Origin of the sequence: Paenibacillus violae, assembly GCF_032461945.1 — a bacterium.
Taxonomy (GTDB): domain Bacteria; phylum Bacillota; class Bacilli; order Paenibacillales; family NBRC-103111; genus Paenibacillus_E; species Paenibacillus_E violae.
Genome location: NZ_JAWCUD010000003.1, coordinates 330,927 through 346,471, shown reverse-complemented (window position 1 = coordinate 346,471; position 15,545 = coordinate 330,927). Strand labels below are relative to the sequence as shown.

Below are 15,545 nucleotides of genomic sequence, written 5' to 3'. Positions count from 1 at the left end.
ATTCAACCAAATTGCCCTAGAGCATCTAATTATCTAGTAGACGTCCGTTATCGTTCCATTGACCGTACATATTGTTTTCTCTAGTATTGGTTATGAATTTGTCTAATCTGCTCCTGAACAATTCTGGTTGATTCTTATTGCTTTGAATTGTATCGATTCTAACTCTCTTATAAAGATCTGGAAATGCTATGAAATTATCGTAAACTTGCTTTTCCTCTTTTAGCCTTTGCTCTATCTCTTCATCTATTCTAAAAGTGTTGTGATTCATATCAGGAAGAACCCTTCTTCCTTCGTCGCTCATTAACCCCAACTTTTCGAGGCGGCGGACACGTTCTTTATTTAATTCAGTCCATGAACTTTTTTTAGTTCTAGGAGATAGTCTCTGAGCCAGCGCCGTTTCGGAAATCTTCTTCTTAACTCCATCGATCCATCCAAAGCACAAAGCTTCCTCGACCGCGTCCAAATATAACAACACATCGGTGGTGGGCGTCATACTAACCAAGACCCAGCAACACTTTTCCGTCTTGCAATTGTTCTGCAGCCATATTCTGAAATCTGCTCTCGATTTTACTGGAATAAAATTTTCAATTTCCACTGAATGACCGTTTGTTGGAAATAACTTTATCGAGGAACTTATCTGCGTCACTATTAAATTTCCAACCAACACCAAACTTATCAACCAGCATTCCGAAGCAGGAAGACCAAGGCATTTCTGATAACGGCATGATAACATAACCACCTACAGACAAATTAGCAAAGTAATTTTCTAGTAGCTGCGTGTCATCGATAACGATACTAATCAGTAAATTATTGCCTTTAACCAACTCGCCCGTTACACGCTTCATCGAAGGCAGAATATCCGACATCATGATTTTCCCGCCTGCAAATTCGATGGAAGACTCCATAATCATAGTTAATTCATTTTCTGGCAATGGATAGTTTGGGTCTTGCGGGAAATCGCTAAATCTTACTTTTTTTACCTCCTTTGCGTGTAAAGCCTTTGAATAAAATTCAATGGCTTGTTCTGCGATCCCATCAAAGTTTAAATATGTAATAGCTGCCATAAAACCATACCTCCTTCTTGTGATAAATGAAGTATACTGGATAAGAGGTGACATACGTATGTCACCATTTAAAATAAAGTACAAAAATAGAGGGGGATATATGGAGAAGGTTGAAAGACTATTATCTATCATCATGATATTGCTGAAAAAAGATATCGTTTCAACTAAAATATTTGCACAATTATTTAACGTTTCCAAAAGAACGATTCTTCGAGATATGGAAACACTGAGTTTATCAAACATTCCGATCTATTCGGTCAATGGAATTCATGGCGGATATGGCATTATGGATGAATACAAGGTTGATAAACGTCTTCTAAGCAACTCAGACTTGGAGAATATATTGACTGCTCTCGGTGGATTGGGACAAATCCTAGTGAGCGAAGATGTTGAAGTGACCATAAAAAAAATAGAAGCCATGGTTAGTCCATCGTCTACGAAAGGTTCAATCCAACTGTCCTTTTATGAATGGGAGGGGCGGTCTGAGATTCTTCAAACCTTGAAGATATGCCAAGAATCGATATGGAAGAGAAGGTTGGTATCCTTTGATTATATAGATAAAAATGGCACCACTACGAATAGAGTTGTCGAGCCGTATCAGCTTCATTTTAGTGAATCGAGTTGGTATCTGAAAGGTTTCTGTTTGCATCGTCAGAGTTATAGAACTTTTAAATTATCGAGGATCGATCATCTTCTTATGGATGAAAACACCTTTACCCCTAGAGATTATGTATTGGAACAAGAACATGAAGCAAGTTATCAGCCGGCACTAGTCGCTATTAAGGCGTTGATTTCGCCGAGCATAAAAGATAAACTTCTTGAAAGGTACGGTCGAAAGAGCATTGAAACCTGTAGTTCTGAATACTTCTTGGCCACCATCTATGTTCCTCAAAATAGTATTGGCTTTCAATTTTTAGCGAGCTTCGGGACAAATCTGGAAATCGTAGAGCCGAAATCCTACGTTAAAGAGTTTCGAGATTATTTGAATACAATGGTAGAGAAGTATACGTTAAAAGATTCAAAGGAGGAGTAACATGTTTGAGCATATCAATCAAACTTATGAAGGAATAAACTTTAGCAATCAAGATTTGAGGTATGGGGAGCTAATCAGCTGCACTTTTCATCGTTGCATATTTGCTAACGGATCGTTAGAAGAGATTACAACGAGGAACTGCCGTTTCGTTGAATGTAATTTTCGGGGTGCTTCCTTAAATAGCTCCATTCATAAGGAATCCGCGTTTGAGAATTGTAACTTTACCGAAGCCAATTTATTTGTCTCGAAGTTTGAAACATGCAAAATGACAGGTTCAGATTTCTCCAGTGCCCAATTAGATGGAATCACCATCTTCCAAGGAGATTGGTCTTATACGAATTTAAGAAGTGCCAGATTGGTTAAGCAAGATTTACGTGGAATTAAATTTTTAGAATCAGATTTAACGGAAGCTAATTTAGAAAAAGCCGACTTAAGAAATTGTGATCTTACGAGAACATTGTTAGCTAGAGCAAAATTACAGGGAGCTGACGTAAGGGGAGCTAAAATGGATGGAGTGGATTTCAAAAGCATCACGCTCAAGGGATTACGAATGGATACAGAGCAAGCCGTGTTGTTCACAATCTCGCATGGAGCCAAAGTGAATTGAATTGGACAAAATTTCAATCAAAACTATTGACGAGATAACCTACCGATGCTAATATAAATTAATTCCTACTGGATAACTTGGTATATTTTATCCGACAAATGATAGGGGAAATAGAGAACAGCAAGGATCGGGAGGGTAATCATGAAAAAAACAAGATTGATCAGTTTATTTGTTATTTTAGCTGTGTTCGGAAGTTTGCTTGCAGCCTGCGGACAAAAAGAGAGCAGCGGTGCGGCAGCAAGCCCGGCGGCAAGCGCGAAAGCAACGGAAGCGGCGAAAGGTGCTGCCGATTTAAGCGGAAAGAAAATTGCACTTATTATGCAATTCAATACAGGCACGTTCTCATCTCAATATGTTGAAGGTGTGAAAGAGCAAGTGGAAAAACTAGGCGGGAAAGTTACGGTATTTGTTGCCGATACGGATCTTGCCAAAATGGCTTCGAATCTGGATGCAGCCATTAACCAGAAATTCGATGGTATTTTGATCGACCACGGAACAGCTGAAGCACTTGAGGCTGGTGTGAAAAAAGCTGTCGAGAAGAAAATTCCGGTTGTTAGCTTCGACTCTATTCTCACTGTGCCAGGTGTTACTTCCCTAGAGCAAGGCGACCAAAAAATGGCCGAAGCAACTTTGGAGCAGTTGGCTAAAGATGCAGGCGGCAAAGGAAATATCGTGAAAGTATGGGTTGCCGGTTTCGCCCCAATGGAGCGCAGACAAGAAGCTTACCAAGCTTTCCAGAAGAAATACCCGGATATTAAAGAAGTAGCGGCATTCGGAACGGCCAAGGATCCTGCTTTGGATACCCAAACACAAATGGAAGCGATTCTTAAAAAGTACCCGAACAAAGGCGATATTACAGCGGTATGGGCAGCTTGGGATGAGTTTGCCAAAGGTGCTACCCGTGCGATTCAACAAGCAGGCCGTACGGAAATTAAAGTATACGGTATCGACCTTAGCGATGAAGATTTGCAGCTTCTGCAAGATCCGAAAAGCCCTTGGGTAGCGTCTGCTGCTGTAGATCCAAAAGATATCGGACGCGTTCAAGTCCGTTACTTGTACCAAAAGCTGCATGGCGATCAAACGCCTGAGAAAGTTGTTTTGGATCCTGTGTATGTCTCCAGAGAGCAATTGCCAAAAGATAAACAAGTGAATACAACGCAGCTTAGCGAATTTGTAAAAGGCTGGGGCGGAAGCCAACAAGGCTACACGGATTGGTTGAAAGCAGCAGAAAAAAAATAATCGGAACAACGAGGGTCCCATCGCCAAATCTGCGATGGGACTTTCAGATTGCTAAGAGAGGTGAAGGCGGATGTCGAGGAAGGATAGCGCAGCTTTATTGCAAATGAGTGGCATCTCCAAATCGTTTGCCGGCGTAAAGGCGCTGCAGGAGGTTGATTTTGACCTGCATGCTGGTGAAATTCATGCCTTGTTAGGTGCGAATGGAGCTGGGAAGAGCACATTGATGAAAGTTTTGTCCGGTGCATACACGTACGACATCGGTCAAATTGCCATAGGCGGTCAAACGCAATCGATTCAAACGCCCAAGGAAGCGATGGCTCAAGGCATCTATTGCGTCTATCAAGAAGTGGATACAGCGCTGGTTCCTGAGCTTACTGTCACCGAGAACGTGATGATGGATCGAATGGTTCATGGCGGCGCTTGGGTTAGTTGGCGCAAGCTGCATAGCGAAGCTGAAGCGATTCTTGCCAAGATCGGCGCAACGTTCTCGGTACGGCGCAAAGTGGATGAGCTGAGTATTTCGCAGAAGCAGCTTGTTTTGATTGCCAGAGCGATGGCGCACAAAGCGAAGATCATGATCTTCGATGAGCCGACAGCCCCTCTCAGTCTGGAGGAATCAGAGCGGCTATTTCAGATTATGGATAGCCTGAAGCAGGAGGGGGTGGGGATTATCTTCATCTCCCACCGTTTGCAGGAAGTGTTCCGGGTGTCCGACCGGATCACGATCATGCGCGACGGCCGCCAGGTGCTCACGCAGGCGGCCGCTGCCATGGACATCGCCGGCGTGATCGAGGCGATGCTGGGCAAGACCTTCACCGAGGAGTTTCCCAAAGCCAATGTGCCCATTGGCGAAACGCTCCTCGAGGTGAAGGGACTGCGCCGCGGCACGAAGGTGCGCGGCGTCAGCTTTGCCCTCCGCCGAGGTGAAATCCTCGGCGTCGTGGGGTTGGTCGGCGCCGGCAAGACGGAGCTGAGCCGGCTGATCTTCGGCGCCGATGCCGCGGACGGCGGCGAGGTGTGGCTTAGCGGCCGCAAGCTCTCGCTGCGCCAGCCAGGGGATGCCGTGCGCGCCGGCATCGCGCTTGTGCCCGAGGAGCGCCGCAAGCAGGGCGTCCTCGTAGAGGAGACCGTGAAGCGTAATCTGTCGCTGCCGATCTTGCGCAAGCTGAGCTCGCTGGGCTTCGTGCGGCAGCGCGAGGAAAGAGAACACGCCACGAAGATGGTGGCGCAGCTCGGCGTGCAGCCGAACGATCCGAACCGCGTCGTCAAACATTTGAGCGGAGGCAACCAGCAGAAGGTTGCCGTAGGCAAATGGCTGCCGACGAATGCCGACGTCTATATGTTTGACGAGCCGACCAAAGGTGTTGACGTTGGCGCAAAAAGCGATATTTTCCGCCTCATCGGGCAGTTGGCGGCAGAAGGCAAAGGCATTATTTATTTATCTTGCGAGCTAAATGAAATTATAGGAATTGCTGATCGCATTATAGTGATGAGTTATGGTTCTGTTGTGAAGGAGCTCACCCGAGAGGAAGCGACGCAGGATCTCATTTTAACGTATGCGAGTGCGGGGGAGGCCGAATAACATGAAAGAAAAAAGCTTGGATTTTTCCTTTAAATATGGCGCGTTATTCATTATTGCTTTGGTCATCGTCGTCTTTTCGATTATTAATGAAAATTTCATGACCTACGATAATATTGCCGATATTTTGCGTTCCATTTCCATTGTCATGTTCGTTGCTATTGGGGTGACGTTATCGCAAATTGTAGACGGCTTTGATTTGTCCGTAGGCTCGACGGTTTCGTTGGCGACGGTAGGTTCAGCGGCGTTGATGGTGTGGTACCAACAGCCTTTGATTATTGTCATTATTGTTCCGCTTATCATTGGAGCCGTTATCGGACTTTTGAATGCACTCTTGATTGTAAAGATTCGGATTCCGGATCTACTCGCAACTTTGGCTGTGATGTACATCATCGGCGGCGTTCAAAAGACCTATACGAAAGGCTTCTCCATCTATAACAATATGCGTTTCCAAGATGGGACCGTAGCTAAAGGGAAGTTCACGCCTGAGTTTCTATGGATTGGTCAAGGCAAGCTGCTCGGTGTTCCTGTGCCGGTTATTCTCATGCTGGTGGCTGTAATCGCCGTTCATATATTTTTGACGTATACACGTTGGGGCCGGCAATTGTACATGACAGGCGGAAATCGTGAAGCTGCCCGTTTATCAGGTATTTCCGTGAATAAAATTCGTTTGGCCGCGTACGTGCTATCGGGTATCTTTGCCGCGTTCGGAGGTATCCTCTATGCTTCTCGTGTAGGTTCCGGTCAAATTGACGCGGGTGCTCCTTTGCTGATGGAAGCCGTTGCTTCCGTATTTGTGGGTTATTCCGTGCTTGGTGCCGGAAAGCCGAATGTGATCGGAACGTTTTTCGGAGCTGTTTTGATCGGGATTTTGCTGAATGGTTTGACGATGCTGAATGTTCCTTATTTTGGCTTCGACATTGTCAAAGGCGGCGTACTCGTGCTTGCTTTAGCGATTACGTTTGTTCATTTAAATCGCAAGAAAGCTTAAGAATGCTTTGGGGGGGGGGGAGCTTCGTCTACCAACGATTCCTCCCCAGTGGGAACTACAGGGTGCTATTTCTACGAAATAGCGCCTTTTTCGCGCGGAGGGGAACTGTGGGCCGTTATTTGTCCGTTTTCTTGAAGAAATCGGGTTTAGGCGGGCAAATAAGGTCCTATAGTTCCGCTGAACGCGGAAACGGACTTATTTTGCTAGAATAGCTGCCTGTAGTTCCTCAAAGGTGGACGACGAAGTCGTTTATCCCTGTTAAATTATATAATTCCAATTGATTAACTATGAATTATATTCTATGATAACATATAACAAATTCAGGAAAGGAACATAAATCCAGGAAATGTCCATTATCGGACAAAATTCGCTAAAGTGTCAACTATTTAGTTGTAAAGGGGGAGATGAGCATAACTACTCTAAGATCAGATCGCCGAGTTCATAAAACGAGACAACATATTACCCATGCATTCTTGACGCTTTGTGATAAGAGAGATTTTGAGGACATTGTCGTGAGGGATATTACAGATGCTGCGGATATTAGTCGATCCACCTTTTATACCCACTTTCAAGACAAGTACGATCTGCTTGAACAAATCATGAAAGATAAGCTTGCTGAGTTATTCCGTTTATACGAAAACAATAAAACGCAAATATTGAGATATGTACCGCATCATGAAGTCCCTGATCCCTACTTCCTGTTGCTTTTCATGCACTTGTCCGAGCAAGCACCCATTTATCGTGTGCTGCTTTTCCGTTTGCCACATTTACGGTTTGAAGATCGTATGAGTGAAACGATCCAGCACACGATAGGTCAAAGGGTTGACAATAATCGAATGGATCAGAAGCAGCCGATTCCATTGGATATTTTGCTGGTAAGCATGGCATCTTGGATTGTTGGTATGATCTTAAACTGGTTAAAACAAGGGATGATTTATTCACCCAACTATATGGCAATTCAATTAAGCAGAATAGCATCAATTGGCTTCTATCAGGCTATGAGTTTATAGGTACACAATTGAACGGATTGTGTTTGGTTTGATAAAATAAACGAGTCAAAATCATTCAATATGTCCGAAAAGCTTCATTTTATTCCTTTTTGTTTGTTGACCGGGCTGCGTAGGATGGATATGATGAAGTCAATACCTGAGTTAATTCATCGGAATTATGGAATTTCGAAAAGGTAGGAGTGAGAGCTTGAGAGGCGAAAGGTTTATAAAAAGTTTGAATGATGGCCGAACGGTATGGCTGGGTGGCAATAAAGTCACTCATCTCGACACGCATCCTGCCTTTCGCGGAACATTATCAACAATACGAAGTTTGTTTGATTCGCTTGACGACCCTGAGCTTCGAGATCAGGTAGGTTATCGAATCAAGGGCAGGGAGGCTTATGCCCACAGTTCGTTCCTTGTTCCCTATACGCCGGAGCAGCTTGCAAAGAGAAGCCAATCCTTCGCCTTTTGGTCCAAACAATGCAATGGCATGATGAGCCGGCTCTCTGACTATGCCCGTTCTTTCATAACGGGATGGTACGCTGCACGCCACGAGCTCGATCGATTAGAACCGGGTTTTGCGCAAAAAATTACAGCTTACTATGAAACGGCCAGAGACAACGATCTTTTTTTGACGACAGCCATCATTGATCCCCAAATTGACAGATCGAGCGGATTGGACGATAACAGAATCGCATCCCGTTTTCTGCATGTGGTTAGGGAGACAAGCGAAGGAATTGTAGTCAGAGGAGCTAAAATGATTGCGACTGGTGCGCCGTATACGCATGACTTTGTTATTTTCTCTTTTCTCAAATTGGAACAAGCCCATCGAGAGCATGCTCATGTCCTAATAGTGCCAGCGAATTCTGCAGGCCTTCATATCGTTTGCCGGCAATCCTATGCGAGCGATAAAGCGCATGATGCACCTCTTAGCGCAAGATATGACGAAATGGATGCCGTCTTGTTCTTCGATGATGTCTTGATTCCTTGGGAACGCGTACTCATGTATGGTGATGCTGATAAGGTCATGGCGCTTAGGGCGAATACGACGGCAAATGCACTAGCGTTTCATCAGAATGTCGTGCGCTATGTTGCGAAGCTCGAATTTATTACCGGCGTTACATTTGCTGTTGCGGAAGCGATTGGTGTAGTCGGGTTTCTCCACATTCAAGAGAAGCTTGGCGAGTTGTTGACGCAAATCGATACCATGAAGGCGCTTGTCATTGCTTCTGAAGCACAAGCCAAATATGATGAGAACGGCGTTTTGGTTCCGGAGTTGTCCTATATAAACACGGCCAGAAATATAGGAACAAAATTTTATCCACGTGCTGTTGAGATTTTACAGCAGATTGGCGGTGGCGGGTTTGTTCAAGTCCCCTCTAGTATTGAAGATTTCTATGGCACTATATCTGAGTTAATGAGCGAGTACTTCGAGGGAGCCACGGTTAGTGCTGAGAAAAAGGTGCAGTTGTTCAAGCTCGCCTGGGATTTGGTGGGAAGCCCGCTTGGTTCCAGACATGAACTGTATGAGAGATTTTACGCCGGGGATCCTGTACGAGGTTTTGCGAATCAATATTTGACTCACGATAAAGAAAGTTTAACCGCTCCGATTTGGAAACTCATTAAAGAGTCGGCAAAGCGGGGAGCTGCGAATGGAAGTTAATTGATTATACGAATTGTCAACCGGACAACCGGAGACCTTCTGCCTTATAGGGCGGATTAGGTCTCCTTTTTAATTTGATGAAAGGATGGATTGTATAATGGAAATTTTCTGGTTTATACCGACACATGGAGACGGACGATACTTGGGCACGGGAGAAGGAGCAAGAGAGGTAGATTTGGATTATGCTACCCAGATTGCCAAGGCGGCTGACACGCTTGGCTTCAGCGGCGTATTGCTGCCAACCGGAAGATCATGCGAGGATGCTTGGGTAACAGCCTCTGCGCTAATTCCGGCTACAAAGCGGTTAAAGTTTCTTATCGCCCTGAGGCCAGGTCTGATGTCACCGACTTTATCGGCAAGGATGGCGGCCACTTTTGACAGGTTGTCTCAAGGGAGATTGCTCATCAATATCGTAACTGGCGGAGATACCTCCGAAGCAAGAGGCGACGGACTGCTGCTTGATCATGATACTCGCTATGAGCTTACCGATGAGTATTTGACGATCTGGAGACAGCTTATGCAGGGGAAGCAGATCGACTTCGATGGATCTCATATCACGGTGGAAAAAGCGAAAATTATGTATCCGCCGGTTCAAACGCCTTACCCGCCACTTTATTTCGGAGGTTCATCGCCTATCGCTCAGCAAATCGCTGCGGATCATGTGGATGTATATTTAACGTGGGGTGAAACGCCTAAACAAGTCAAAGAAAAAATCGAGACGGTTCGGGAGCTAGCTGCAAAAAGCGGAAGGAAAGTTCGCTTCGGAATAAGGCTGCATGTCATTGTCCGAGAAACGGAAGAGGAGGCTTGGGCGGCTGCAGACCGTTTAATTTCGAACTTGGATGACGCGACTATTGCTAAAGCACAAGCATCCTTCGCCAAAATGGACTCCGTCGGACAAAGGCGGATGTCAGAGCTGCACGGAGGAGATCGCAGCAAGCTCGAGATCAGCCCTAATCTCTGGGCAGGTGTCGGCCTCGTCAGAGGCGGGGCAGGGACGGCATTGGTCGGCGATCCGGACACGGTGGCGGAGCGAATGTTGGAGTACCGTGAGCTGGGTATTGAAACGTTCATTATGTCCGGTTACCCTCACTTGGAAGAAGCTTACCGAGTGGAAGAGCTGCTTTTTCCCAAACTTCCACTTAGCAACAGGGAGGCGCCTAAAGAGAAATATGCGTTCGTCAGTCCATTCGGTGAAATGGTGGCAAACGATATTTTACCAAATGTGGATAATAGGTCGCTAGCATCTTCTTGAAAGCTTGAGGCTACCGAATAGATTGGGAACAAGGAGGAGTAAAATGGGAATAACCGAAGGTGTTTGGGGCAGCAGCCCGTCGGACAACTACGAGAGACTGGCAGAGCGTTTCCGACCAACCTTTCAACGAATTCGCGAAGGGGCTGTTAATCGGGAAATGAGCCGTAAACTTCTTCATGAAGAGATGGAATGGCTAAAGGAGTGCGGCTTCGGGACCGTTCGCATTTCGCAGGAGGATGGTGGGTTCGGTGTTACGCTTCCCGAATTATTTGGACTGCTGATTGAGTTGTCAGAAGCGGATTCCAACGTCACGCAAGCGCTGCGGATCCACTTCGGCTTTGTCGAGAGAATATTAAACTTGCCGGATGGAGAACGCAAGCAACGATGGTTAAAGCGGATTGCAGACGGTGCGATCGTCGGGAATGCTTTGACGGAGATCGGAGAAAACAAGGTGGGAAGCTATGCAACCACGTTGTCCGAGACGGAGGATAGACTTCGCTTAAATGGGGTTAAATATTACTCCACGGGCACGATTTATGCAGACTGGATCGTAGTTAGTGCTACGGCTGGAGAAGACGACATCGTCTCAGCTATGGTTCCAGCTGCGGCGGATGGCGTTGATATTGTCGATGATTGGGCAGGCTTCGGGCAAACGCTGACAGGCAGCGGCACGACGAAGTTCGTCAATACACCGGTCGAGAGAGAGGATGTATTCGACCGAGAAACCTACACCAAGTATGGCACCGCGTTTGCCCAAATGGTTCATCTTGCAACGCTCTCAGGCATATCCAGAGCGGCTGCGAGGGACGTTGCAAGTGCGGTTGCTGAACGGCGGAGAACGTACTCGCATGCATCAGCCGCCCGGGCAGGCGAAGATCCTCAAGTGCTACAAGTTGTGGGACGTACGCACAGTCAGGCTTATGCTGCAGGAACAATCGTGCTGAAAGCGGCCGAAGCTGTACAGCGCGCGTACGAAGCCCAGTCGTCGGAAGACGCCGGATACGCGGATAGGGCGAATCTCGAAGCAGAGGTGGAAGTAGCTCAAGCGCAGACGATTGTCGCGAGACTGACACTCGAGGCCACTGCCGCAATTTTCGATGCACTGGGTGCTTCTGCGACAGCCAGATCGAAGGCGCTTGATCGCTATTGGCGGAACGCTCGGACGATCGCTTCACATAACCCCTTAATCTATAAAGAACGTATTATAGGTGATTACGTTGTTAACGGCATGCGGCCACCATTCGCTTGGCAAACAGGAATAGGTGAAGCATCTAATACCGACCAGACAACTGGGGACAACGACGTTCGGCTGAAGCCGCCGTCCTAGTCTCTTTTTTTATATAAAATATCAGATCAAAGGAGTGGTAAAAAAAGATGAAAAAACCAGCCATACTCACCACCATGTTCGTTATCCTCGCCCTCACGTTCCTTCTTGCAGCTTGCTCGAAAACGGATAAGGCAAGCACGAACGCTGCTGCTCAGCCAGCTGCCAGCTCGAAAGCTGCAGCGACCGCTAATCCCGAAGATAAGGTGATTCATCATGTGATGAGTGATGCGGGGTTCAACGGAGAGATTGTCAAAATATTAAAAGCGGAATTAGCCAAGGACGGTTATACGCTTGACTATGTCATTGTAAACGACATTATCCAACCCAATAAAATCGTCAACGACGGCCAGGCGGATACGAATTCGTTTCAGCACGAGGCGTATTTTGATCAATTCGTGAAGGATCAGGGTCTCAAGAATATCTCGAGAGCTTTTTACACAACGTTCACCCCTTCAGGCTTGTACTCTAAAAAATATAAGTCTTTCAAAGACGTTCCCGACGGCGCAATCATCGGTATTCCTGTCGATCCCGCAAACAATGGACGCGCGCTATTCATGCTTCGTGATCTGGGACTGCTGAAATTGAAGGATGGCGTGGATGTCATCCATGCGACGCTGAAAGACATTACGGATAATCCGCATAAGTACAAATTTAAAGAAGTCGACCAATTGATGCTGCAGCGGACGCTTGACGACGTTGACGTAGGTTTCTTGTTTGCCGGAACTGCGGTTCAGATTGGTTATAAACCAAAACAGGACGCTTTGGCGTTGGAGACAGGAAAAGACTTGCCGTATAAAGGAATCGTGGCAGTGAATAACAAGCTGTTAGGCACTCCCAAAGTCAAAGCGCTGCAAAAAGCTTATGAGAGCCAGGCAATAAAAGATTTCTATAAGGAAAAATACGGAGATGCCATTGAAACATTGGAAGGTTTGAATAAATGACGAAGGGGAGGGTTTTCCATGATCACCCTGCAAAATATAAGCAAAACGTTCACCACTGCCGGGGGACCGCTGCATGCGGTATCCTCCGCTTCGCTGCAAATTGAAGAAGGCGATATTTATGGATTGATCGGGTTTAGTGGAGCGGGAAAGTCCACTCTGCTGCGTACGATCAATCTGTTGGAGCGGCCTGACGAAGGCAAGGTCATTGTTGACGGCGAGGAATTGACGAAGCTTCATCTGCGCGAGCTGCGGAAGAAAAGACTTTCGATCGGAATGATCTTTCAGCATTTCAACTTGCTTAACAATTTAAATGTGTATGACAATGTGAGCTTCCCGCTTGAAATTGCCAAGGTACCCAAAGCCGAACGGCATAAACGCATTGAGAGTTGCCTCGAAATGGTCGGTTTATCCGACAAGGCAAAGGCGTACCCAGCTAAGCTGAGCGGTGGACAGAAGCAGAGGGTCGCAATTGCCCGGGCGCTAGCCAACAACCCCAAAATTCTACTGTGTGATGAGCCGACTTCTTCGGTTGACCCGCAGACGACAGGCAGTATTTTGGCTGCATTGAAGGAAATTAACCGCAATCTGGGCATCACAATTGTCATTGTTACTCATGAGATGAACGTCGTGAAAGCAATCTGCAATAAAGTGGCGGTCATGGAGCATGGGAAAATTGTGGAGATATTTGATTTAAGTGAAAAAAATATTGTACCTCAATCCAACATCGCACAGTATTTGTTCAACAACGAGATCTCGTTGGAGAGAGAACTGGAGGCCAACTATGTTTGATAACATAGCAACTGCTTGGCCTGAACTTATTGAGGCGCTTCTGGAAACACTCTACATGCTTATTTTGACGATTCCAATTGCCGTTGCCATCGGTACACCGTTAGGGACGATCTTATTCCTGACTCGGCCCGATTCTTTTCTCAAATGGCCTAAGTTTTATCTCATTTTGAATGGATTCGTCAACCTGATTCGTTCGTTTCCTTTTTTAATCCTGATGATTGCGATTATTCCATTCACCCGGCTTGTCGTCGGTACAGCGCTTGGTACAACAGCAGCTACCGTGCCGATGATCATCAATGCGGTACCTTATTTTGCAAGATTTATCGAGCAAATTTTGCTGGAAGTCAATCGCGGTGTGGTAGAAGCAGCTGAGTCGATGGGGGCAAGCAAATTCCAGATCGTTTGGAAAGTGTTATATACGGAAGCCCGTTCCGGTATTGCAAATGCGATTACGATTGTTACCGTCAGTTTCCTCTCCTATTCTACGGTTGCGGGACTAGTCGGCGGCGGCGGCATCGGTGACTTTGCCATCCGGTATGGTTACTACCGTTATCAAACGGATGTGATGTTCGTTACAATCGTCATTATGGTGTTGTTCGTGCAGGTTTTTCAATTCACTGGCAACTATATTGTACGCAAACTGGATAAACGGTTGTAAAGAAGGGGGGAAATCAACATGCCCAAAAAAATCCACCTTAATGCCTTTGAAATGAACTGCGTCGGCCATATCGCACACGGCTTATGGCGGCATCCCGACAGCAACCGGCATCGCTACACAGATATCCGTTATTGGACGGAGTTGGCGCAATTGCTGGAACGTGGGAAGTTTGACGCCTTATTTTTAGCTGACGTAGTCGGGGTATATGATGTTTACAAGCAAGGACCGGAGACGGCAATTCGTGAAGCCGTACAAATTCCTTGCAACGATCCCTTTCTTGTTGTGCCGCCGATGGCGCTCGTTACCAAACATCTGGCCTTCGCCGTCACCTTCTCCACGACATACGAGAAGCCTTTCAGCCATGCGAGGCGGATGTCGACACTCGATCATTTAACGAAGGGCAGAATCGCTTGGAACGTAGTGACCTCGTACTTGCCGAGCGCTGCGCGTAACTTCGGGATGGATCAAATGATCAAGCATGACGACCGCTATGAAATTGCCGAAGAATATTTAGACGTTTCCTATAAACTCTGGGAAAGCAGCTGGGAAGACGATGCCGTAATTCGCGATGTCGAAAATGGCGTGTACACGGACCCGAATAAAGTGCATCATATTCATCATGAGGGGAAATATTTCAAAGTTCCCGGACCGCACTTAAGCGAACCGTCCATACAACGGACGCCGGTTATTTATCAGGCCGGCAGTTCAGCACGTGGTCGCGCATTTGCAGCGAAGCATGCGGAAGCCGTCTTTCTTGGCGGTGGGAACGTTCAAACGCTGAAACGATATGCAGCGGATATTCGTGCACAGGCCATCGCCTTCGGCCGTGATCCGAGTCATATCAAACTGATGACCGGTTTGTTGGCCATTGTAGGGCGAACGCAAGAGGAAGCGTGGAGCAAGTTTGAGAGCTTTCAAAAACTGTACAGTTTAGAAGGTGTATTGGCTCATTATGGGGGAGGAAGCGGCTATGATTTGTCCGCATACGAACCGGGAGACGTGTTAGCCTACACAGAAACGGACCATGGGCAGACTGCAGCAGCACAATTTACGAAGGACAGCCCGCGTCCGAAGACCGTCCGGGAAGTCATGGAAACCTTAGGGACGCTTGGGGGACGGGGACTGTTCGTCGTCGGGACGCCGGAAGAGGTAGCCGACAAAATGCAATTTTGGGTAGAGGAGACGGGGATCGACGGGTTTAATGTCACGCAGATTATCTCCCCGGATACATTACGCGATTTTGTGGAGCTCGTCATTCCTGAACTGCAGCGTAGAGGTTTGTTTCGGGAAGAGTATGAGGAATCGACATTAAGGGAACGTTTGTTTGGTTTTGGCGTAAACAGATTGCCGGAAGATCATCCCGGCGCCGCTTACCGTAAGCAGCCTACTTTGACCTGATAGGAGGAT

General features: G+C 46.7%; 15 protein-coding genes. 13 read left to right on the top strand and 2 right to left on the bottom strand.

The genetic code is table 11. The annotated features are described in order from the left end of the window. Positions 1-25: 25 nt before the first annotated feature. Positions 26-595: a YdeI/OmpD-associated family protein gene (locus RQP52_RS12810; RefSeq protein ID WP_315951924.1), complete on the bottom strand. Its 570-nt coding sequence runs from the start codon at positions 593-595 to the stop codon at positions 26-28. Further along, on the bottom strand, positions 585-1,064 hold the full coding sequence (locus RQP52_RS12805; protein WP_315951923.1) for a VOC family protein: 480 nt from the start codon (positions 1,062-1,064) through the stop codon (positions 585-587). Before RQP52_RS12805 ends, RQP52_RS12810 begins: the two co-directional genes overlap by 11 nt. Positions 1,065-1,164: 100 nt before the next feature. Between RQP52_RS12805 and RQP52_RS12800 the strand changes: the two genes are divergently transcribed. From RQP52_RS12800 to RQP52_RS12740, 13 genes are all read left to right on the top strand, one after another. Further along, positions 1,165-2,097, top strand: a complete 933-nt coding sequence (locus RQP52_RS12800; protein ID WP_315951922.1) for a helix-turn-helix transcriptional regulator — start codon at positions 1,165-1,167, stop codon at positions 2,095-2,097. Between the two features lies 1 nt (position 2,098). After that, a complete protein-coding gene (locus RQP52_RS12795) occupies positions 2,099-2,704 on the top strand; it encodes a pentapeptide repeat-containing protein (protein ID WP_315951921.1) in 606 nt (201 codons plus the stop codon). A 141-nt stretch (positions 2,705-2,845) separates the two neighbouring features. After that, a complete protein-coding gene (locus RQP52_RS12790) occupies positions 2,846-3,943 on the top strand; it encodes a sugar ABC transporter substrate-binding protein (RefSeq protein ID WP_315951920.1) in 1,098 nt (365 codons plus the stop codon). A 103-nt stretch (positions 3,944-4,046) separates the two neighbouring features. Beyond that, on the top strand, positions 4,047-5,525 hold the full coding sequence (locus RQP52_RS12785; RefSeq protein WP_315951919.1) for a sugar ABC transporter ATP-binding protein: 1,479 nt from the start codon (positions 4,047-4,049) through the stop codon (positions 5,523-5,525). Between the two features lies 1 nt (position 5,526). Next, positions 5,527-6,513: an ABC transporter permease gene (locus tag RQP52_RS12780; protein ID WP_315951918.1), complete on the top strand. Its 987-nt coding sequence runs from the start codon at positions 5,527-5,529 to the stop codon at positions 6,511-6,513. Between the two features lie 404 nt (positions 6,514-6,917). Further along, positions 6,918-7,523: a TetR/AcrR family transcriptional regulator gene (locus RQP52_RS12775; protein WP_315951917.1), complete on the top strand. Its 606-nt coding sequence runs from the start codon at positions 6,918-6,920 to the stop codon at positions 7,521-7,523. Between the two features lie 187 nt (positions 7,524-7,710). Further along, entirely contained in the window at positions 7,711-9,168 is a 1,458-nt protein-coding gene (locus tag RQP52_RS12770) for a 4-hydroxyphenylacetate 3-hydroxylase family protein (protein WP_315951916.1), read from the top strand. A gap of 97 nt (positions 9,169-9,265) precedes the next feature. After that, on the top strand, positions 9,266-10,423 hold the full coding sequence (gene ssuD / locus RQP52_RS12765) for an FMNH2-dependent alkanesulfonate monooxygenase (protein WP_315951915.1): 1,158 nt from the start codon (positions 9,266-9,268) through the stop codon (positions 10,421-10,423). Between the two features lie 43 nt (positions 10,424-10,466). Continuing rightward, positions 10,467-11,750 (top strand): acyl-CoA dehydrogenase family protein, encoded by a 1,284-nt coding sequence (locus RQP52_RS12760; RefSeq protein WP_315951914.1) that lies wholly within the window; start codon positions 10,467-10,469, stop codon positions 11,748-11,750. A 47-nt stretch (positions 11,751-11,797) separates the two neighbouring features. Then, the gene (locus RQP52_RS12755; RefSeq protein WP_315951913.1) at positions 11,798-12,691 is read left to right on the top strand and encodes a MetQ/NlpA family ABC transporter substrate-binding protein; all 894 of its coding nucleotides are present in this window, start codon (positions 11,798-11,800) and stop codon (positions 12,689-12,691) included. Between the two features lie 18 nt (positions 12,692-12,709). Beyond that, complete coding sequence (locus RQP52_RS12750) at positions 12,710-13,480, top strand: methionine ABC transporter ATP-binding protein (RefSeq protein ID WP_315951912.1); 771 nt, start codon at positions 12,710-12,712, stop codon at positions 13,478-13,480. Next, positions 13,473-14,138 carry a methionine ABC transporter permease gene (locus RQP52_RS12745; protein ID WP_315951911.1) on the top strand — a complete coding sequence of 222 codons (666 nt, stop codon included), beginning with the start codon at positions 13,473-13,475 and terminating at the stop codon, positions 14,136-14,138. The genes RQP52_RS12750 and RQP52_RS12745 overlap by 8 nt, the downstream gene beginning before the upstream one ends. A gap of 18 nt (positions 14,139-14,156) precedes the next feature. Next, the gene (locus RQP52_RS12740) at positions 14,157-15,536 is read left to right on the top strand and encodes an LLM class flavin-dependent oxidoreductase (RefSeq protein WP_315951910.1); all 1,380 of its coding nucleotides are present in this window, start codon (positions 14,157-14,159) and stop codon (positions 15,534-15,536) included. The last annotated feature ends 9 nt before the right edge of the window (positions 15,537-15,545 follow it).